Origin of the sequence: Nonomuraea sp. NPDC023979 (genome assembly GCF_040639085.1) — a bacterium.
In the GTDB taxonomy this organism is placed as follows: Bacteria; Actinomycetota; Actinomycetes; order Streptosporangiales; family Streptosporangiaceae; genus Nonomuraea; species Nonomuraea ceibae.
In genome coordinates this window covers 115,537-134,576 of sequence record NZ_JBEZZG010000021.1, presented here as the reverse complement: position 1 = coordinate 134,576, position 19,040 = coordinate 115,537, and the positions used below count along the sequence as shown (strand labels likewise).

18 protein-coding genes are annotated in these 19,040 nt (G+C 72.8%); 13 read left to right on the top strand and 5 right to left on the bottom strand.

Annotated elements, in window-relative coordinates; genetic code table 11:
* Window positions 1–62: 62 nt before the first annotated feature.
* The 7 genes from AB0G11_RS31070 (at window position 63) to AB0G11_RS31040 (ending at window position 8,674) form a co-directional block, all read left to right on the top strand.
* Complete coding sequence (locus AB0G11_RS31070; RefSeq protein WP_357590173.1) at window positions 63–992, top strand: sugar ABC transporter permease; 930 nt, start codon at window positions 63–65, stop codon at window positions 990–992.
* Complete coding sequence (locus AB0G11_RS31065) at window positions 985–1,791, top strand: carbohydrate ABC transporter permease (RefSeq protein WP_219519792.1); 807 nt, start codon at window positions 985–987, stop codon at window positions 1,789–1,791. Before AB0G11_RS31070 ends, AB0G11_RS31065 begins: the two co-directional genes overlap by 8 nt.
* A gap of 12 nt (window positions 1,792–1,803) precedes the next feature.
* The gene (locus tag AB0G11_RS31060; protein WP_357590171.1) at window positions 1,804–3,063 is read left to right on the top strand and encodes a sugar ABC transporter substrate-binding protein; all 1,260 of its coding nucleotides are present in this window, start codon (window positions 1,804–1,806) and stop codon (window positions 3,061–3,063) included.
* Between the two features lie 30 nt (window positions 3,064–3,093).
* The gene (locus AB0G11_RS31055) at window positions 3,094–4,179 is read left to right on the top strand and encodes a glycoside hydrolase family 15 protein (protein WP_219519798.1); all 1,086 of its coding nucleotides are present in this window, start codon (window positions 3,094–3,096) and stop codon (window positions 4,177–4,179) included.
* Window positions 4,176–6,386, top strand: coding sequence for a TIM-barrel domain-containing protein (locus AB0G11_RS31050; protein ID WP_357590169.1), 2,211 nt, complete (start codon window positions 4,176–4,178; stop codon window positions 6,384–6,386). Before AB0G11_RS31055 ends, AB0G11_RS31050 begins: the two co-directional genes overlap by 4 nt.
* Window positions 6,387–6,463: 77 nt before the next feature.
* Window positions 6,464–7,747, top strand: coding sequence for a serine/threonine-protein kinase (locus tag AB0G11_RS31045; RefSeq protein ID WP_219518721.1), 1,284 nt, complete (start codon window positions 6,464–6,466; stop codon window positions 7,745–7,747).
* Between the two features lie 63 nt (window positions 7,748–7,810).
* Complete coding sequence (locus AB0G11_RS31040; RefSeq protein WP_219518718.1) at window positions 7,811–8,674, top strand: hypothetical protein; 864 nt, start codon at window positions 7,811–7,813, stop codon at window positions 8,672–8,674.
* Here the strand turns inward: AB0G11_RS31040 and rarD are convergent.
* Window positions 8,568–9,530 carry an EamA family transporter RarD gene (gene rarD / locus AB0G11_RS31035; RefSeq protein ID WP_357590167.1) on the bottom strand — a complete coding sequence of 321 codons (963 nt, stop codon included), beginning with the start codon at window positions 9,528–9,530 and terminating at the stop codon, window positions 8,568–8,570. The genes AB0G11_RS31040 and rarD overlap by 107 nt on opposite strands.
* 166 nt (window positions 9,531–9,696) lie before the next feature.
* On the opposite strand from rarD, the gene AB0G11_RS31030 reads away from it, so the two are divergent.
* Window positions 9,697–10,653 carry a hypothetical protein gene (locus AB0G11_RS31030; RefSeq protein WP_219518708.1) on the top strand — a complete coding sequence of 319 codons (957 nt, stop codon included), beginning with the start codon at window positions 9,697–9,699 and terminating at the stop codon, window positions 10,651–10,653.
* Window positions 10,654–10,741: 88 nt separating this feature from the next.
* Here AB0G11_RS31030 and AB0G11_RS31025 read toward each other — a convergent pair whose 3' ends face one another.
* Window positions 10,742–11,104 (bottom strand): TPM domain-containing protein, encoded by a 363-nt coding sequence (locus AB0G11_RS31025; protein ID WP_357590165.1) that lies wholly within the window; start codon window positions 11,102–11,104, stop codon window positions 10,742–10,744.
* 5 nt (window positions 11,105–11,109) lie between these two features.
* Window positions 11,110–11,400 (bottom strand): hypothetical protein, encoded by a 291-nt coding sequence (locus AB0G11_RS31020; protein WP_219518701.1) that lies wholly within the window; start codon window positions 11,398–11,400, stop codon window positions 11,110–11,112.
* A gap of 53 nt (window positions 11,401–11,453) precedes the next feature.
* Here AB0G11_RS31020 and AB0G11_RS31015 point away from each other — a divergent pair, with 53 nt between their 5' ends.
* Window positions 11,454–13,220: a serine/threonine-protein kinase gene (locus AB0G11_RS31015; protein WP_357590163.1), complete on the top strand. Its 1,767-nt coding sequence runs from the start codon at window positions 11,454–11,456 to the stop codon at window positions 13,218–13,220.
* Here the strand turns inward: AB0G11_RS31015 and AB0G11_RS31010 are convergent.
* Window positions 13,208–13,933 carry a winged helix-turn-helix domain-containing protein gene (locus AB0G11_RS31010; protein ID WP_357590161.1) on the bottom strand — a complete coding sequence of 242 codons (726 nt, stop codon included), beginning with the start codon at window positions 13,931–13,933 and terminating at the stop codon, window positions 13,208–13,210. The genes AB0G11_RS31015 and AB0G11_RS31010 overlap by 13 nt on opposite strands.
* A gap of 239 nt (window positions 13,934–14,172) precedes the next feature.
* Between AB0G11_RS31010 and AB0G11_RS31005 the strand changes: the two genes are divergently transcribed.
* The 4 genes from AB0G11_RS31005 to AB0G11_RS30990 all read left to right on the top strand — a co-directional run bounded on the left by AB0G11_RS31005 (window position 14,173) and on the right by AB0G11_RS30990 (window position 18,819).
* Window positions 14,173–14,949, top strand: a complete 777-nt coding sequence (locus tag AB0G11_RS31005; RefSeq protein WP_308126235.1) for a nuclease-related domain-containing protein — start codon at window positions 14,173–14,175, stop codon at window positions 14,947–14,949.
* A gap of 98 nt (window positions 14,950–15,047) precedes the next feature.
* Window positions 15,048–16,886: a dihydroxy-acid dehydratase gene (gene ilvD, locus AB0G11_RS31000; RefSeq protein WP_219518690.1), complete on the top strand. Its 1,839-nt coding sequence runs from the start codon at window positions 15,048–15,050 to the stop codon at window positions 16,884–16,886.
* Window positions 16,887–16,957: 71 nt separating this feature from the next.
* Window positions 16,958–17,464, top strand: coding sequence for a WYL domain-containing protein (locus AB0G11_RS30995; protein ID WP_357590159.1), 507 nt, complete (start codon window positions 16,958–16,960; stop codon window positions 17,462–17,464).
* Between the two features lie 479 nt (window positions 17,465–17,943).
* Window positions 17,944–18,819, top strand: a complete 876-nt coding sequence (locus tag AB0G11_RS30990; RefSeq protein ID WP_357590157.1) for a serine hydrolase — start codon at window positions 17,944–17,946, stop codon at window positions 18,817–18,819.
* Between the two features lie 9 nt (window positions 18,820–18,828).
* Here AB0G11_RS30990 and AB0G11_RS30985 read toward each other — a convergent pair whose 3' ends face one another.
* A complete protein-coding gene (locus AB0G11_RS30985; RefSeq protein ID WP_357590155.1) occupies window positions 18,829–19,038 on the bottom strand; it encodes a zinc ribbon domain-containing protein in 210 nt (69 codons plus the stop codon).
* Between the last annotated feature and the right edge of the window lie 2 nt (window positions 19,039–19,040).

Sequence of the window (19,040 nt, the reverse complement as noted above, 5' to 3'; positions counted from 1 at the left end):
GCCGTCCGTGACCGCGCGGGCGTTCTCGCGCGCGGCACGCGTACCGGAGAGGGAGCGAGCTGATGACACTCACCGCGGCCCCGCCCGAGGCGGGGGCCACGCACGGGCGGAGGGCGCCGCGACGGCGGTGGCGTCACGCGGGGACCGTCGCGGTGTTCCTGCTGCCGAGCCTGGTGCCGCTGACCCTGTACACGCTGGTCCCGATGGTGGCGTCGCTGTGGACGAGCCTGCACGAGTGGGATCTGATCACGGAGATGCGCTGGGTGGGCCTGGGCAACTACGTGGAGCTGATCGGCGATCCGGGGACGCGGGCGGCGTTCGGGCACACGCTGTACTTCATCGCCGGTTACCTGCCGCTGGTCTACCTGGGCGGGCTGGGCCTGGCGCTGCTGCTGAACCGGGCGATGGCGGGCCGGAGCCTGCTGCGCGGGATCTACTTCCTGCCGGTCATCACGAGCTGGGTCGTGGTGGCGCTGATGTGGAAGTGGCTGCTGAACCCGGCGAGCGGGATCGTGAACTGGGCGCTGGGGCTGGTCGGGGTGAGCGGGCCGGGCTGGTGGACGGATCCGGCCTGGGCGATGCCGTCGGTGATCCTCGCCTCGGCGTGGAAGGACCTGGGCTTCGTGATGATCATCCTGCTGGCGGGGCTGCAGGCGATCCCGAAGGAGTACCAGGAGGCGGCCATGGTCGACGGGGCGTCGGCGGTGCGCCGGTTCCGGCACATCACGCTGCCGCTGCTGTCGCCGTCGTCGTTCTTCGTCGTGGTGATCTCGCTGATCAACGGGTTCCAGGTGTTCGACCAGGTCAAGATCATGACCGGGGGCGGGCCGGGCGGGGCGACGCAGGTGGTGGTGTCGCAGATCTACGACCTGACGTTCCGTTACGGCCGGGCGGGGGCGGCCTCGGCGCTGTCGTGGCTGCTGTTCGCGCTCGTGCTGCTGGTGACGATCGTGCAGATCCGCGGGCAGAAGCGGTGGGTGACCTATGGGTAGGGCGCTGCGCTACCTCGCGGTGGGGCTGGGCGCGGTGGTGATGCTGTTCCCGTTCGCGTGGGCGCTCATCACCTCGATCACGCCGAGCGACGCGGTGCTGGCGGTGCCGCCGGACTTCACGCCGGAGGGTGCGAGCCTGGACGCGTACGGCAAGCTGCTGGAGACGCTGCCGTTCTGGCGGATCGTGGCCAACAGCGCGTGGATCGGCGCGGCGTCCACGCTGCTGCAGCTCGTGACCAGCGCGATGGCCGCGTACGCGTTCGCCCGGCTGCCGTTCCCGGGGCGGGGGGCGCTGTTCGCGGTCTACCTGGCGACGCTGATGATGCCGCTGCCGGTGCTGGTGGTGCCGCTGTTCATCGAGATGCGGATGTTCAACCTGGTCGACACCTATTTCGCGCTGCTGGCTCCGACGATCGCCTCGGCGTTCGGGGTGTTCCTGCTGCGGCAGGCGATCCGGCAGGTGCCCCGGGAGTTCGACGAGGCGGCCGTACTCGACGGCGCCGGACATTTCAGGATCTTTCTGTACGTGGTCCTGCCGCTCATCCGCCCGGCCCTGGCCACCTTCGCCATCTTCGGCTTCATGGCCAGTTGGAACAGCTACCTGTGGCCGCTGATCATCATCAAGTCGCCCGAGTTCATGACGCTGCCGCTGGGCCTGGCCACGCTGCACGGCCAGTTCACCACCGAGTGGGACGTGGTCATGGCCGGCTCGGTGATCAGCGTCGTGCCGATCCTCGTTCTCTACGTCTTCGCCCAGAAACACGTCATCGCCAGCGTCGCGCAGAGCGGGCTCAAGTAAAGGAAACCCCCCATGAAGACACGTACCAAGGTGGCCGCCGCGCTCGCGGCCGCGCTGCTCGCCTCCGCCTGCTCCCAGGGTTCGGCCACGAAGGCGCCGAGCGGCGAGGGCGGCAGGACGACGCTGCGCTACTTCACGTTCTCGGCGGCGCCGGACCACGTGAAGGACCTCGACGCGATCGTGGCCGCGTTCGAGAAGCAGAACCCGTCGATCGACGTCGTGGTGGAGACCGCGCCGTTCGACGAGTACTTCACCAAGCTCCAGACCAGCATCGCGGGCGGCACCGCGCCCGACACCTTCGAGCTGAACTACGAGAACTTCGTCACCTACGCCGGCGCCGGTTCGCTGCTCGACCTGGGCGCCGTGGGCGGAGACGGCGACCTGTCGGCGTACGCGGCCGAGTCGCTGAACGCCTTCAAGCGCGACGGCAAGCAGTACGCGCTGCCCGCGTCGTTCTCGACCGTGGTGCTCTTCTACAACAAGGACCTGTTCGAGAAGGCCGGCGTCGACCTGCCCACCGCCGACTGGACGTGGGCGGACGAGCAGGCGGCGGCGGAGAAGCTGACGGACAAGAAGAAGGGCGTCTACGGCGACTTCCAGCCGGTGCAGTTCTTCGAGTTCTACAAGACGCTCAAGCAGGCAGGCGGCGAGTTCCTGTCGGCCGACGGCAAGAAGTCCGCCTTCGACAGCCCGCAGGGCGTCAAGGCGGCCGAGTGGCTGGTGTCGAAGGTCGGCAGGACGATGCCCACCGAGGCGGAGATCGGCGGCACCGCAGACTACGACACGAACCTGTTCAAGTCCGGCAAGCTCGCGATGTGGCACAACGGCATCTGGCAGTTCGCCGGGCTGAAGGACGTGCCGTTCGAGTGGGACGTCGTCGTCGAGCCCGGTGACGCGGGCAAGGCCAGCGCGGTCTTCCACAACGCGGTCGCCGTCTCGTCCACGACCAAGCTGGGCAAGGAGGCGTACGCCTGGGCCCGCTTCCTGTCGTCGTCCGACGTCGCCGCGAGCACCCGCATCGCCTCGTCGTGGGAGCTGCCACCGGTCGCCGACCAGCAGGTGCTGGCCGGCTACCTCAAGGACCCGAAGCCCGCCAACCGGCAGGCGGTCTTCGACGCGCTGGAGTCGATCGCGCTGCCGCCGGTCATCAAGCGCCAGCAGGAGATGCAGGACGCCGTGACCAAGGAGCTGAGCGAGGCCGCCTCCGGCCGCAAGCCGGTGCCGGACGCGCTCAAGGCGGCCGCCGCCGAGGTCGACGCACTGCTCGGCTAGATCCCCGACCCTTTCAGGAGACCAGTTCCCGTGACCCTCGTGTCGCACAGCCTCGACGTGATCCAGAGGCTCCAGTCGTCCACCGGCGCCTATCCGGCCTCGCCGACCTTCTCCGCCTACCGCGGCTACTCGTGGCTGCGGGACGGCTCGTTCATCGCCGAGGGGGTGAGCAGGCACGGCGACGTGGCCGGGGCCGACGCCTTCCACGCCTGGAGCGCCCGGGTGGTCGGCGACCGCGCCGGGCAGGTGGACGCGCTCGTCGCCCGCGCCGCGCGCGGGGAGCCGGTCGCGCAGGCCGAGATGCTGCCCACCCGGTTCACGCTGGACGGCGTGGACGGCACGGACGAGTGGTGGGACTTCCAGCTCGACGGCTACGGCACCTGGCTGTGGGCGCTGCGCGAGCACACCGCCCGGCACGGGCGCGCCGTCCCGGGCGTGGAGAAGGGGGTACGGGCCACCGCCCGCTACCTGTCGGCCTTCTGGGACCGGCCCTGCTACGACTGGTGGGAGGAGCACGTCGAGCAGCGGCACGTGGCGACGCTCGGCGCGGTGCACGCCGGGCTGCGCGCGGCCCTGGAGCTGGACGTGCTGAGCGCCGCCGAGGCCGAGGCCGCCTCGGCGGCGGTGGCGGGCGTCGCGGCGCTGGTGGCCGCCGAGGGCGTCGCCCCGGGCGGGCACCTGCGCAAGTGGCTGGGCAGCGACGCCGTGGACGGCAGCCTGCTGGCGTGCGTGGAGCCGTTCGGGCTGTACGCGGCCACGCACCCGGTGGGGGCGGCGACCGTGGCGGAGGTGGAGCGGCAGCTCGCCCGCGACGGCGGCGTCTACCGCTACCTGGACGACACCTTCTACGGCGGCGGCCGGTGGGTGCTGCTGGCCGGGTTCCTCGGCTGGAACCACGCGCGGGCCGGGCGGCCCGGCCGGGCGCGGCATCACCTGGACTGGATGGCCGCGCAGGCGACGCCCGCGGGCGACCTGCCCGAGCAGGTGCCCGGCCTGCTGCTCTGGCCGGAACGCCGCCAGGAGTGGCTGGACCGGTGGGGCCCGGTGGCCACGCCGCTGCTGTGGTCGCACGGCATGTACCTGATCCTCGCCGACGAGCTGGGGGTGCGGGCATGATCCGGCATCGTCCCTTCGGGTCCGGGCACCCGTACGCGGTCACCGAGGACCAGCGCGTCCCGGCGCGCCCGCTCGCCGGTGAGGCCGTGGAGCTGCGCGTGCGCGCGTCGCCCGCGGTGGCGTCGGTGGTGTGCGAGTGGGTGACGGACGGCGGGGCTCCGCTGGAGCTCGCGCTCGCGCCGCACGGCGGCCCCGGCGCGTGGGAGGCGGGCGCCGACGGCGGGCACCTGGCCGCCGCGCAGGCGCGGGCCGCGCGGGCCGCCGCCGGGTCGTGGGCGGTGCGGACGCCGCCGCTGGAGGCCGGGCGGCGCTACGCCTACCGGTTCCGGGCCGCCGACGGGGAGGGGCGGACCCGTGCCTCCCGGTGGTTCGAGGTGACGGCGGCGGTGTGGGGCGCGGCCGGCGGCAAGCTGGACGTGCGCGGCGGCGACCGGGTGGTGCCGGGGAGCGTGCGGTGGCTGGCCGACGGCGACGGGCCGCTGCGCGTCCGGTTCGAGCTGGAGCTGCGCGACGGCGAGCACGTGGTCGGGTTCGGCGAGCGGTTCGACGCGGTGGACCAGCGCGGCCGGGAGCTGGACGCGGTGGTGTTCGAGCAGTACAAGGCGCAGGGCGCGCACGGCAGGACGTACCTGCCGATGCCGTTCGCCCTGGTCGTCGGCGCGCGGGCGACGTGGGGCCTCCACGTGGTCACGAGCCGCCGGACCTGGTACGACGTGGGCGCGAGCGTGCCCGGCCGGCTGCGCGTCGAGGCGGAGCTCGGCCCGGACGGCGAGCTGGCCGTCGAGCTGTACGAGGGCGGCGCCCCGGCGGACGTGCTGCGGCGCTTCCTGGACGACGTGGGGCGGCCGGAGGAGCTGCCGTCGTGGGTGTTCCGCCTGTGGGCCAGCGGCAACGAGTGGAACACGCAGGAGCGCGTGATGGCCGAGATGGACCGGCACCGCGAGCACCGCATCCCGGTCGGCGCGCTGGTCATCGAGGCGTGGAGCGACGAGACGACGTTCACCGCGTTCCGCGGGGCCCGCTACGAGGCGTCGGAGGAGCCGCACCGGCTGGCCGACTACGCCTTCCCGGCGGACGGGCCGTGGCCCGACCCGAAGGGCATGGTGGACGAGCTGCACGAACGCGGCGTCAAGGTGCTGCTGTGGCAGATCCCGCTGCAGAAGACGCGCCCGCACCCGCGCCACCAGGCGGCCGTGGACGCCCGGCAGCTCGTCGAGCGCGGCTACGGGGTCAAGGAGGCCGACGGCCGGCCGTACCGGAACCGGGGCTGGTGGTTCCCGCTGGCGCTCATGCCTGACCTGTCGTCGGCGCGGGTGCGCGACTGGTGGACGGCCAAGCGGGCGTACCTGGTGGACGAGGTGGGGATCGACGGGTTCAAGACCGACGGCGGCGAGCACGCCTGGGGTCACGACCTGCGTTACGCCGACGGCCGCCGGGGCGACGACGGCAACGGGCTGTTCCCGGTGCACTACGCGCGGGCGTTCGGCGACCTGCTGCGGCGGCACGGCAAGGCGCCGGTGACGTTCAGCCGGGCCGGGTTCGCCGGGTCGCAGGCGCACGGCGCGTTCTGGGCGGGGGACGAGGACTCCACGTGGGAGGCGTTCCGCTCCTCGGTCAGGGCGGGGATCACGGCCTCGGCGTGCGGGATCGTCTACTGGGGCTGGGACCTGGCCGGGTTCTCCGGCCCGGTGCCGGATGCGGAGCTCTATCTGCGGGCGGCCGGGGCGGCGGCGTTCATGCCGATCATGCAGTATCACTCGGAGTTCAACCACCATCGCACGCCGATCCGGGACCGGACGCCGTGGAACGTCGCGGCGCAGACCGGGGACGAGCGGGTGATCCCGGTGTTCAGGCGGCTTGTGGAGGTGCGCGAGCGGCTGGTGCCCTACCTGGCGGAGCAGGCGCGCCGGGCGCTGGACGGGGCGCCGCTGATGCGCGGGCTGTTCTTCGACCATCCGGGCGATCCGGCGGTGTGGCGGCGTCCGTTGCAGTTCAAGCTGGGGGACGCGTTGCTGGTGGCACCGGTGACCGATCCCGACGTTTCGGAAATTTCGGTCTATCTCCCTGAGGGGGACTGGGTGGACGTCTGGACCGGCCGCCCGCTCGGCGGCGGCCGGGAGGTCGTGCTGCCCGCCCCGCTCGACCGCCCGCCGGTGCTGTGCGCGGCGGAGCGCTGGCCAGAGCTGTCGCCCGTGTTCGCCGCTTGAGGGGCGCCACGACGGGCGCGTTCTGAGCGGCGGCGAAAGGGCGTGTGCAGCCGAGCGGCGGTGTTAGCCTCGATAACGTGCTCGGTTCCGGGACCACGCTCAACGACCGCTACACGCTGACCAGCCGCCTGGGCGGTGGCGGCATGGGCGAGGTCTGGCGTGCCGACGACACGGTCCTCGGCCGCACCGTCGCCGTCAAGGTGCTGATGCCGGCCCTGAGCGAGGACGCCACGTTCCTGCGGCGCTTCCACAACGAGGCCAGGGCCATGGCCACGCTCCGCCATCCGGGCGTGGTCGACGTCTACGACTACGGCACCTGCGAGATCGGCGAGCGCCGGCTCAGCTTCCTGGTGATGGAGTTCGTCCAGGGCGAGTCCCTCGACCGGGTGCTGAGCCGCGGCCCGCTCAGCCCGGCGGCGACCATGCGGCTGATCGCCGAGGTCGGCGACGCGCTGGCCGCCGCCCACCGGCAGGGCATCGTGCACCGCGACGTCAAGCCCGCCAACCTGCTGATCAGGCCAGGCGGCTCGGTGGCGCTCACCGACTTCGGCATCGCGCATTCGGCGTCGGCAGGTCAGCTCACCGCCACCGGGGCGATGCTCTGCTCGGCCGGCTACTGCGCGCCCGAGCTGGCCACGGCCAGCGAGGTGACGCCCGCGGTCGACGTCTACGCGCTGGGCGTGGTGGGCTTCGAGTGCCTGACCGGCCGGCTCCCGTTCGAGGGCGACACGCCCGTCCAGATCATCTACAAGCACCTGCACGCGGCCACGCCCACGCTGCCGTCGGAGGTGCCGCCGGGGCCGCGCCACGTCGTGGCGAAGGCGCTGGAGAAAGCGCCCGAGCGGCGCTGGGAGTCGGCCGAGCAGATGGCCGAGGCCGCCCGCCGCGCCTTCGACGCGCCCGCCTCGTTCGCGGAGCCGCGCCGCCGCCGCCTGGCCCCGGCCGTGCTGGCCGTGGCCGCCGCCGTGATCGTCAGCGCCGCCGTCGCGGGCGGGGTGTGGCTGCGCCCGGCCCAGACCGCGGGCGGCGAGCAGGGCGTCGTCCCGGCGCTCACCCAGCAGGCGTCGGCGGGCGTCACCACCGGCGCCGCGCCGTCGCCGGGCACGAAGCTCGCCCCGCCGTCCAAGCGCTCCCCCGGCACGCGCCCCAGCCAGGCCACGCCCACCCCGACGCCCACGTCCACCGTGACGGCCGGCCCGACCGTCACGCCCACCACGACGCCCACTCCGCCGCCGGACCCCGAGCCCGAGCCCGAGCCGACGGAGCAGCCGACCACCCCGCCGTCCGAGGAGCCGACCAGCGAACCGACCGTGTCGGAGCCGCCGGGCGACATACAGTGCATCCGGGCACCCTGCCCGTGACTCTCACCATGATCGACTATATTTGCGCCTTGTCCCCCCACGCCCTGCCCTGGGAGCCCCCTGGTGAAGAGGCCCGCCAAAAGGCATTCGATCATCGTCGACCCCGTCCTGATCATCGGCACCGGCCTGTCGGTCCTCCTGGCGGTGATCTTCTACGTCCGTGAGGACGCCGCGCAGGCGCTGGGCACCGTGGCCGGGCTCATCGGCGGCGTCATCACCCTGCAGATCCAGACCCTGCTGCGGGAGAAGCGCCGGATCGACCACGAGACCCGGGTCGGCCACATGGTCTCCACCATCGAGAAGATCCCCTGGCTGCCCGACCTGATGGAGCCCATGCTCCGGGCCGCCAAGCACGTCGAGCGCGAGTACAAGGGCACCCCCGCCGAGGACGCCTGCCGCAACGCCTTCGAGGAGTGCCTGCGCACGCTCGCCGACCTGGAGCGCGGCCACTTCCGCGCCCCCTACGGCGACGCCGGGGTGTTCCTCAAGCTGATCGAGCAGTCACGCGAGTCGATGTGCGTCACCAGCGTGCCGTCGGTCGACCTGTCGTGGTGGCTCCAGCCTGTGGGCAGGCAATACTGGCAGGCGCAGGTCGAGGCGCTCAGGCGGGGCGTGGAGATCCGCCGGGTGTTCATCTACCACGAGTGGACCGACGCGCTCGACGCGCTGGCCCGCGAGCAGATCGAGGCCGGGGTCAAGGTGCGCCGCGTGCAGGTCGACCGGCTGCCCCCGGCCATGCGGGTGATCACCGGCGTGTGGGACGGGGCGTGCGGCCACGAGCTCAGCTACACCGCCGCGGGCGAGGCCGTGCACGACACGTTCACGGTGTCCCCTCCTGACCTCGAACGTCTGATGCGGCAGTTCGAGATGATCGAGCGGAGCGCGCTCGAGGTGGGCGAGCGCCGCGACCCCGACCCCGTGGCCTGAGCCCGTCGGCCGTCAGCACCGCCAGCGCCACCCACAGCAGCCCGAAGGCCAGCCAGCGGGTGGCCGGCATCGGCTCGCGGAAGACCAGCAGCCCGACGAGGAACTGCACGATCGGCTCGATGTACTGCAGCATGCCGGTCACGCTCAGCGGGATCTTCGTCGCGGCGGCGCTGAACAGCAGCATCGGCACCATCATGACGAACCCGGAGCCGATCCCGAGCAGCGTGTTGGCCCACGACACGTGCCCGAACGTGGCCTGTCCCGACGCCTGCAGCCACACCGTCCAGACCAGGGCGAACGGGAACAGCACCGCGGTCTCCACCATGAGCCCCTCGATGGAGCCCACGGCCAGCCGCTTCTTGATCAGGCCGTAGCTGCCGAACGTCACCGCCAGGCCCAGCGCGATCCAGGGCGGCCCCCCGTACTCGATCGTCAGGACGACGACCGTGACGGCGGCGAGCGCGATCGCGGCCCACTGCCACGGGCGCAGCCGCTCCCGGAAGACGATCACCCCGAAGGCGACGCTGACCAGCGGCGTGATGAAGTAGCCGAGCGAGGCGTCGACCACGTGCCCGTTCATCGTCGCCCAGATGAACAGCGCCCAGTTGACCGAGGTCAGCAGGCTGGCCAGGGTGAGCAGCGCCACGTCGCGGGGCCGCCGCAGGATCTCCAGCACCCGGCGGGCGCGGCCGAGGGCGAGCACGAGCAGGCCGATCGCGACCGGCGACCAGACCACCCGCAGCGCCAGGATCTCCATCGGCCCGGTCGGCTCGACCAGCGGCCAGTAGAGCGCCGACAACCCCCACAGGACGTACGCCGCGACACCGAACAGGACTCCACGCGACGCAACGGACACCCTGCCCAGACTACGTGGTGATCAGCTCCCGTCGCGTTCGTCGTCGAGGTGCACGTAACTTGACACAGTCCAATGCATGTCCATGGCTGACAGTCCAGCGTGCCGGTGCGCCCGCGGCCATCTCTAAGGTTTCAGGATGGTTCGCGCACCGTGAGAGGGTGATCAAGTGGAGACGACCCGTGACCTGTTCATCGCACTGGCCAGGCGCTACGCCTTCGCGGACCTCGGCGCGCTGGCGCCCGGCGAGCGCATCGCCGAGGTCTGCGAGTTCGGGCAGCGGCTGTTGTCACTCGACGCCGAGGATTTCGCCGCCGACGCCAAGGCGGTTCCCGCCGGGCTGCGGCGCCAGGCGCGCGCCTGCCACATGCCGCAGACGCCGCGCGAGCAGCCCAGGGGCGCGCTGGAGTCGCTGCGCCCCGCCTACGAGCTGCTGCTCGAGGTCATCGCCGTCCGGTGGCACCGGCGCGAGCTGAGCCCGATGATCGCCGCCGTGCACATCGCGGCCGAATACCTGCCGCTGCTCGCCTTCGAGCCGCATCTCGGCCACGCCGGCGACCCGGCGCGCTGGCCGGCCGGGCTGAGCGCGACGGGCAGCAGGTTCGGCGTGATCGGCGACCGCGACTGCGACCACACCAAGTCCGAGCAGTCCGCCACCAACCGGACCCTCCGCGTCGCCGGTGAGCCCGCCGAGGGCTGGCGCGCGTACTTCGACCGGCAGCACAGCCAGGTCGCCGGGGCGCTCGCCGTCTGCGTGGCGGGCTGCCGCAACCCCTGCACGGCCATGGACTGGATCGAGCCGGAGCCGCGCGCCGACCTGCACGTGCGGGCCCGCACCGCGCTGGCGTTCGCGGACACCCCGCTGGTACGGCTGCGCCACGCGGCCCCGGTGGGCCACGGCTTCGGGGTGCCGTCGCCGGAGGAGGTGCTGGAGGCGTGGGAGCGCAGCCGGGCCGTCCTGGACAAGAACCCGGTCGGCGCGGCGGCGGCCAAGGACGACGGCTTCCCGCTGCCGGGGCTGCCGTCGCTGTTCTCGGCCGTGGCCGCCGCGCCGCTCGGCCCGGCCACGCTGCTGGCCGGGGTCAGCCGGCACATCGTCGAGCTGCTGGAACAGCAGACCCCCTGAAACCCTCCAGGCTGACCCCGGCGGCCCCCTCGGCTAGGAAGGAGCATGAGGGCGCCGCCTTCCGCGGGGGCGCAGGTGGCGCCTTCGCCTACCGTCTGGCGGTGGCCTGTTCGGCGAGCGCGCCGATGCCGTACAGGATGCCGCCGACGAGGTCGCCGGCGCCGAAGGCGGTGGCCATGGACATGCCGGTGAGCCGGCAGGAGGCGTCCGGGAGGCGGCGGCGGGCGTTCTCGCCGGTGACGATCTCCAGGGCGCGGCCCCGTACGTCGACGAGGACGACGACCGCGTCGGGCGACTCGGCGCCGAGCGCGGCGTGCAGCTTCTCGGCGAAGTGGCGGCGGCCGCCGCGGGGCGGGCCGAGGTAGAGGCCGAAGCGCAGCCCGGTGCGCCGCTCGGCGGCGAGCAGCGCGCGCCTGACGTCGTCGGCCTGCGGGGCGGTGAGCGTGCGCATCGCGGTCACCAGCCCGCCGACGCGCCGCCGACCCGTCTGCTGGGCTCGGCCGTCTCGGCGGCCGTCGCCCAGTCGGCGCCGGGCTCGGGCAGCCAGCTCGGCGGCCGGTCGACCAGCACCAGGCCGGACGTGCTCACGCCGTGCTCGCCGCGCCCCGGCCCGCCGAACCACACCGGCGCCGCCTCCGCCCTGCGTGCCGAGCCCCGGCCCGGCACCATGACCAGCAGGCTGATCAGCAGGAACAGGGCCAGCGACATCCCGACGAGGAAGAGCAGGATCTCCAGCGCGCTGTCCACACCAAGACCGTAATCCCGGTTCGTCTGTCCGGCCAGACCCTCCCATGAGAGTCTTGACACAAGATCCCCAAGACGAGGTCAACATCACGGTGGTAGCTCCAGAGACGATCGGCCGGTATCCCGTCGAACGCCCCCTCGGCTCGGGCGCCTTCGCGACCGTCTGGCTGGCCATGGACGAGCGGCTCGACTCGTACGTGGCGATCAAGGTGCTGGCCGACAACTGGGCAGCCGAGCCGGAGGTGCGCGAGCGGTTCGTCAAGGAGGCGCGGCTGTTGCGGCAGGCCGACTCGCCGCGCATCGTGCAGGTGCACGACATCGGCGAACTGCCCGACGGGCGGCCGTATTTCGTCATGACTTATGCCGACATGGGCTCTTTGTCCGGCCGGTTGCGTGACGGGCCGCTGCCGGTCGGCGAGGCCGTCCGCGTCATCGGCGAGGTCGCCGAGGGCGTCGAGGTGCTGCACCGGATGGGCATCGTGCACCGCGACCTCAAGCCGTCCAACGTGCTGTTCCGCTCGCTGGCCGGAGGCGGCGAGCGGCTGATGGTGGCCGACCTCGGCGTGGCCCGCTCCCTCGCCGACGCCACCAGCCACACCATCGCGGCCGGGTCGCCCGGTTACATGGCGCCCGAACAGATGCGCATGGACGGCTCCCCCGACCGGCGCGCCGACGTCCACGGGCTCGGTGCGATGGCCTACCACCTGCTTACCGGCCGGATCCCCGGCTCAGGCGCGGTCCGCCTCGCGCCCCACCGGCTGCGGCCCGACGTCCCCGAGCACGTGAGCGCGGCCGTCATGAAGGCCATCGACCCGGACCCCGAGCGCCGCTGGCCCACCGCCGCCGCCTTCGCCGCCGCGCTCGCGGCCGATCCTCTCCCGACCGGCCACCTCCCGGCCGGCCACGTCCCGGCCGGGCCGCTCCCGGCCGGGCCGCCGGAGGGCCACGGCGCCGCTGGGGTCCAGCCGCCCGTGGAGACGATCCCCCCGGGTGCCGCGAGCGAGCCGTCAGGCGGTCGCGGCGCCCCCACGACCCCGTCCGCCATCCACGGACTCCACGAACCCGGCCCGGGGGTCTCTCCGCACCCTGCGGACGCCCCGGCGGCCTCCGCCCGGCCCGGAGAGGAGCAGGCGGGGCCGGAGCACACCGTGCCGCCGTTCCGGCCCGCCGCGGGCGAGCCGCCGGAGCCCCCCGCCCCTGAAATCCTGGAGAAGCGGCCGGTCGACCGGATGCGCGTGGTCACGGTCGCCGGGGCGGCGCTGGCGCTGGCCGTGGCGGTGACCGCCGCCGTGCTGGCCCTGCGCACTCCGGGCGGCGGGACACCCCAGGGCGGCACGACGAGCACGGGCAGCACAGTGGCGGCGGGCCTGCGCACCGACGCCGGCATCCCGCCGCAGTACCGGGAGCTGATCATCGAGGCCGGCACCTGGTGCCACGACGTCGACGGGCTCTCCCCCGCGCTGATCGCCGCGATCCTCAAGGTGCAGAGCGACTTCGACCCCGACCTGAGCGACCCGGAAGGCGACGAGTACGGCATCGCCCGCTGGACGCCCTCGGTGCTGCAGCACTGGCAGCCGGGCGGCCTGGAGGACCCGATCCCGAAGCCGCCGCTGAGCCCCGAGCTGTCGATCCCGGCGATGGGCCGGTTCTTCTGCGCGCTCGGCCCGAAGGTCGCCGACGTGCCGATGGACCCGGCGGCCCGGCTGTCGGCGCTGTTCGTGACGGGCGTGGACCCGGTGCGCCGCGACATGGGCGTGCCGTCGAAGTGGAAGAAGCACGTCGAGGAGGTCCTGCGCTACCGCGACCAGTATCAGGAGAAGTGACCGCCCGCCGCTGACGGCCCCGGCAGCAGCCGCAGGTCGGCGTCCCTCACCAGGTCGAAGCGGAGCGCCAGGTTGATGAGCGCGGCCCGCTGCCAGTCGGCCTTGCCGGCGTCGTCGGCCTGCTTGACGCGGAGCTTGGTCCTGGCCAGGTAGTCGATGTGGAAGTTGACGCCGCTCCTGGTCAGGCCGTGACCGGCCAGGCGTTCGATGAGCTGGGGCACGGTGGGCACGACGGTGCTGGACGGGTCGCGCAGCCGGGGCTCGCAGAGCGCGACGAGGATGAGGAAGTACTTGGCGGTCCTGTCCAGCGGGTAGACGCCCCGGGTGGCCTCGCCGGTGGCCGCGGGCGCGGCGGCCGTCCCGTACAGGTGCTCGGGCGCGAACACCAGGAAGCCGGTCGTGCCGTGCTCGCCCGGCAGGATCACCCGCGAGAACTCGAACGGCACCGGCATCGACAGGCGGCGCGGCGGCACCTTGACGAACTCGCCGCCGCCTTCGGGGTTCTCCACGACGTAGGTGCGGTCGGGGGTGAGGTTGCTGATGAGCCAGTAGTCCTCGACGGCCTGGATGCGCCCGGCGAGCCTGGACACGGCCCGGTCGGCCACCACGATGTCCACGGGGACGTCCTGGGCGCCGCGGCCGAACGTGGCGGTCTCGCCCGGCGCGAGCTCGGCGGCCACGCTGGTGTCGGTCTGGATCAGCACCGTACGCATGCGCATGGTTGTACGCCCTCCGCTGGTCGCGCGGCCACCTGTAATCTTGCAGGAGCCGGGGCGCACCTCTCTAGAGAGGAAGGTATAAGTACCCGGAAATCGGGCGTAGAACACGGTGAGCTGGGCCATAAAACTATGGACAAGGCAACACTAGGAATCGATCGAAACCTCGGGCTACGGTGAGTTGCGTGGACTCCGACCCTCAGCGTGAAGACGGTCACAACACCTCTCCCATCTGGGTGAGCGACAGACCCGAAAGCGAGCAGACCGCCGCCGCCAAACCTTCGGCGCCCACCTCCACGTTCGCGCCGGTCGAGCGCGCGTCCGTGCGCAGCCTGTTGCAGCAGCCGAGGTTCCGCCGGCTGCGCAACAGGGCGCTGGTGGCGCTCGCGGTCGGCGTCGTCGTGGGCTTCCTGGTGAGCGACTGGCGCGCGGGCGCGACCGCGGCCGTGGTCGCGGCGATCCTGGAGACGGTCTACCGGGCCCGCTCCAACTCGACGGTGCCGGCGTGGCGGCGGTCCTCCGTGGCCGAGCGCCGCACGGAGGCCCAGCTGCGCAAGCTGGAGCGCGGCGGCTACCGCACGCTCCACGCCAGGGCGATCCCGGGCAGCGAGGCGCAGATCGACCACCTCGTGGTCGGCCCCACAGGCGTCTACGCGGTCGACTCGGAGAAGTGGGACAAGCGCCTTCCCGTACGGGTCCAGATGGGCAAGAAGCTCTTCCACGGCCCGTTCGACATGAAGCCCCGCATCACCGAGGCCAAGTGGGAGGCCGCCCAGGCCAGCGAGCTGATCAGCAAGTCCTACGGCCGGGAGGTCTCGGTCACGCCGTCGCTGGCGATCTACGGCCCGCCCGTGCCCTGGAAGATCATGACGATCCGCGGCGTCGACGTCTACGAGGGCGGCCGCGCCCGCAGGTGGATCACCAAGCGGGAGCGCGCGCTGACCGACACGGAGATCGACCGGATCTACGAGATCGCCGAGCAGGTGCTGCCTCCGCGCTACGGCGAGGGCTGACACTCCACCCGTCGCTGGTGTCCGCGCTGTGGACAACCGTCTCAGCTACCGAGCGGTTGGCCGTACCATGTGTAGACGCTAGCGATGGGAGAACGCCGATGCCCGCCCTCAGGTCACGTACAGTCACCCACGGCAGGAACATGGCCGGTGCCCGGGCCCTGCTCCGGGCGACCGGCGTAGCCGGGAGCGACCTCGGGAAACCGATCATCGCGGTGGCCAACAGCTTCACCCAGTTCGTCCCCGGTCACGTGCACCTGCGCGACGTGGGTGACGTGGTGTCCGCGGCGATCCGCGAGGCGGGGGCCATCCCGCGCGAGTTCAACACCATCGCCGTCGACGACGGCATCGCGATGGGCCACGGCGGCATGCTCTACTCGCTGCCGTCGCGCGAGCTGATCGCCGACGCCGTCGAGTACATGGTCAACGCCCACTGCGCCGACGCGCTGATCTGCGTCTCCAACTGCGACAAGATCACGCCGGGCATGCTGCTGGCCGCCTTCCGGCTCAACATCCCCACGGTCTTCGTCTCCGGCGGGCCGATGGAGGCGGGCAAGACGCCCGGCCGCAAGCTCGACCTCATCGACCCGATGATCGCCGCCGCCGACGAGTCGGTGTCCGACGCCGAGCTGCTGGAGCTGGAGGAGAACGCCTGCCCCACCTGCGGCTCGTGCTCCGGCATGTTCACCGCCAACTCCATGAACTGCCTGGCCGAGGCGATGGGCCTGGCCCTGCCTGGCAACGGCACGATCCTGGCCACGCACAAGCGCCGCAAGCAGCTCTTCGAGGACGCCGGCCGCACGCTCGTGGAGATCACCCGGCGCTACTACGAGGACGACGACGCGTCGGTGCTGCCGCGCTCGATCGCCACCCGCGACGCCTTCGAGAACGCGATGGCGCTCGACGTGGCGATGGGCGGCTCCACCAACACGATCCTGCACATCCTGGCCGCCGCCCGCGAGGCCGAGGTCGACTTCGGCCTCAAGGAGATCAACGAGATCTCGCAGCGCGTGCCGTGCCTGTGCAAGGTCGCCCCGGCGACGAACAAGTACCACATCGAGGACGTCCACCGGGCCGGCGGCATCCCCGCCATCCTCGGCGAGCTCGACCGCGCCGGGCTGCTCCACCGCGACGTGCCCACGGTCAACGGCGGCACCCTCGGCGAGACGCTCGCCGCCTGGGACCCGGCCTCCCCGACCGTGCTGCCCGAGGCCGTCGAGCTGTGGCACGCCGCGCCGGGCAACGTCCGCACCGTCAAGCCCTATTCGCAGGACAACCGCTGGGACGACCTCGACCTCGACCGCGCCGCCGGATGCGTGCGCGACCTGGAGCACGCCTACACCGCCGACGGCGGCCTGGCCGTCCTCTACGGCAACATCTCGCGCGACGGCGCCGTCGTGAAGACCGCCGGGGTCGACGAGTCGATCTGGAAGTTCAGCGGGCCCGCGGTCGTGTTCGAGTCGCAGGAGGACGCCGTCGACGGCATCCTCGGCGGGCGCGTCAAGGAGGGCGACGTGGTGGTCATCCGCTACGAGGGCCCCAAGGGCGGGCCCGGCATGCAGGAGATGCTCTACCCGACCTCGTTCCTCAAGGGCAAGGGCCTGGGCAAGGCGTGCGCGCTCGTCACCGACGGCCGCTTCTCCGGCGGCACCTCGGGCCTGTCCATCGGCCACGCCTCCCCCGAGGCCGCCGAGGGCGGCGCGATCGCGCTCGTCGAGGACGGCGACCTGATCGACATCGACATCCCGGCCCGCAAGCTGGAGCTGCGCGTTCCCGAGGCCGAGCTGGCCGCCCGCCGCGAACGGCTGCTCGCCGACCTCGGCGGCTACCGGCCGCGCGAGCGCCAGCGTCCGGTCAGCGCCGCCCTCCAGGCGTACGCGGCCATGACCACGTCCGCCTCCACCGGCGCGTCCCGCGACCTGTCGCAGCTCTCCCGCTGACCTCGTCAACCTGTACGGCGATGCCGTACAGGTTTTCGAAAACTGTCGGTGGCGTTACCTATTCTTGGGGTATGGCTACAGTCGTGAAGCCCCAGACCCGCCCGCTGACGACCGCCGAGATCGCCGCCCTCGCCCTGTCCCTCGCACACCTGGGATCGGGCCCCCAGGCCGTCACCGCCAGGCGCGGCCTCCAGCACGCCTTCGACCATCTGGACCTCGACGACGCCGTCATCGCGACCACGCTCGCGACCCTCACCGACCCGCTCCCCGTCGACGTCGCCTCCCGCGCCCGGCTCATCGCCGACGCCATCACCAGCCGGATGATGGTCCGCCTCCACTACCGCGACGCCTCCGGCACCGTCACCAGCCGCGACGTCGAGCCCGTCACCTGCCTGGTGCACCGCGAACACTGGTACCTCGTCGGCGTCTGCCGGATGCGCCGGGGCATCAGGGCGTTCCGCTTCGACCGCATCATCGCCGTCGAGCCCACCCTGACCCCCTCCCGCCCCCACCTCGCCGACCGCTTCCTCCCCTTCCAGCGCCGCAAGCGCCCCAGGCCCACCCAGATCCCGGCCTGACGGCCCTGTCTTGGGCTGCGGCGCCCACCCAGGCGCGCCGCAGCCTTTTGAACGTGATGCCTGGCCTGGGCAGCCGTGACTGAGCCCCTTGGGATGGGCCCCTGGGACGGCCCCTTCCTCCCGGAGCCTCCCGCCGTCCGCGCCACCCGGCCTGGGGCGCGGGCCGCGAAGGCGGTGCTCTCCCAGGGGAGCGGCCCTGCCCCGGAACTGGCCCTGGCGCGCGGCCCCTCCGCGCGGCCCCCGTACGGCCCCTCCATACGGCCTCCTCCGGAGGCGGCCGCCAGGCCGACTCCGGAGGAGGCGGCCGCCAGGCCGACTCCCGTAAGCGCCGCCCCGCCCGAAGCGCGCGCCTTCTCGGGCGGTCGTCCGGGGCGGGCTCGTGGGCCCGTGGAGGGAGGGGCCCGGTGGGGGGAAACGTGGGGGTGGCTTGACCGTTGGGGACCCCGGGGGTTGGCATCGGGGGTGGCAGGCTCGCGTGCATGCGCGCTCGGGGGATCTCGCTGATAGGCGTCCTGCTGGTCGTCGTGTCCGGTTGCGCCGAGGGGCGGGCCGGGGCGCCGCGTCCCGTCGCGCAGGGGGTGGTGGCCCAGCAGGTCCCCCGGGTGGCGGTGGCCGAGGGGGCGTTGCCGGCGCGGGAACGGGAGCGGCTGGATCGGGCGCTGGGCCGGTACGTGGCGGGCCGGCCGGGCCGGGTGGCGGTGGCGGTGTTCGACCGGACGGCGAACGTGCGGTACGCGTTCCGGGACCGGGAGCCGTTCATGCTGGCCAGCGTGGCGAAGGTGGACATTCTGCTGGCGTTGCTGCTGCGGCGGCAGCGTGAGCGTCGCGGGCTCGACGCGTACGAGCGGACGCTGGCCTCGCGCATGATCCGCTACAGCGACAACGACTGCGCGCACGAGCTGTATCTGACGATCGGCGGGCGGCGGGGCCTGGCCCGGATGCTGCACGCGCAGGGAGTGCGGCACACGACGCCGGGGGCGGGCCTGTACTGGGGGGCGACGTTGAGCCGGGCGTCGGATCAGGTGCGGGTGCTGGAGCGGCTGACCGATCCGGTGGGGCCGGTGTCGGCGGCGAACCGGCGGTACGCGCTGGGGCTGATGTCGTCGGTGGAGCCGTCGCAGGCGTGGGGGGTGAGCGCGGCGGGCAAGCGGGTGGCGTTGAAGAACGGCTGGCTGCCCGCCGACGCGCACGACGGCCTGTGGACGGTCAACAGCGTGGGGCGGCTCGTGGTGCACGGGCACGAGGTGCTGGTGGCCGTGCTGTCGGAGCGCAGCCCCACGATGGAGACGGGGGTGGCGACGGTGGAGCATGTCGCCGAGCTTGCCGTGGGGGCGGTCACGGCGTCGGCGCTGTGACCGTGGGGGCTACCCGCAGCAGCCGCCTCCGCAGCAGCCGCCGCCTCCGCCGGTGGGGCGGGGGGTGGCGGCCGAGCCGGTCATGGCGACGGTGGACAGCAGCTTGACCGTGTCGGCGTGGCCCTCGGGGCAGGTGGCCGGGTCGTCGGCGGCCGACATGGGGCGGGACAGCTCGAACGTGGAGCCGCAGGCGCGGCAGCGGTAGTCGTATCGCGGCATGC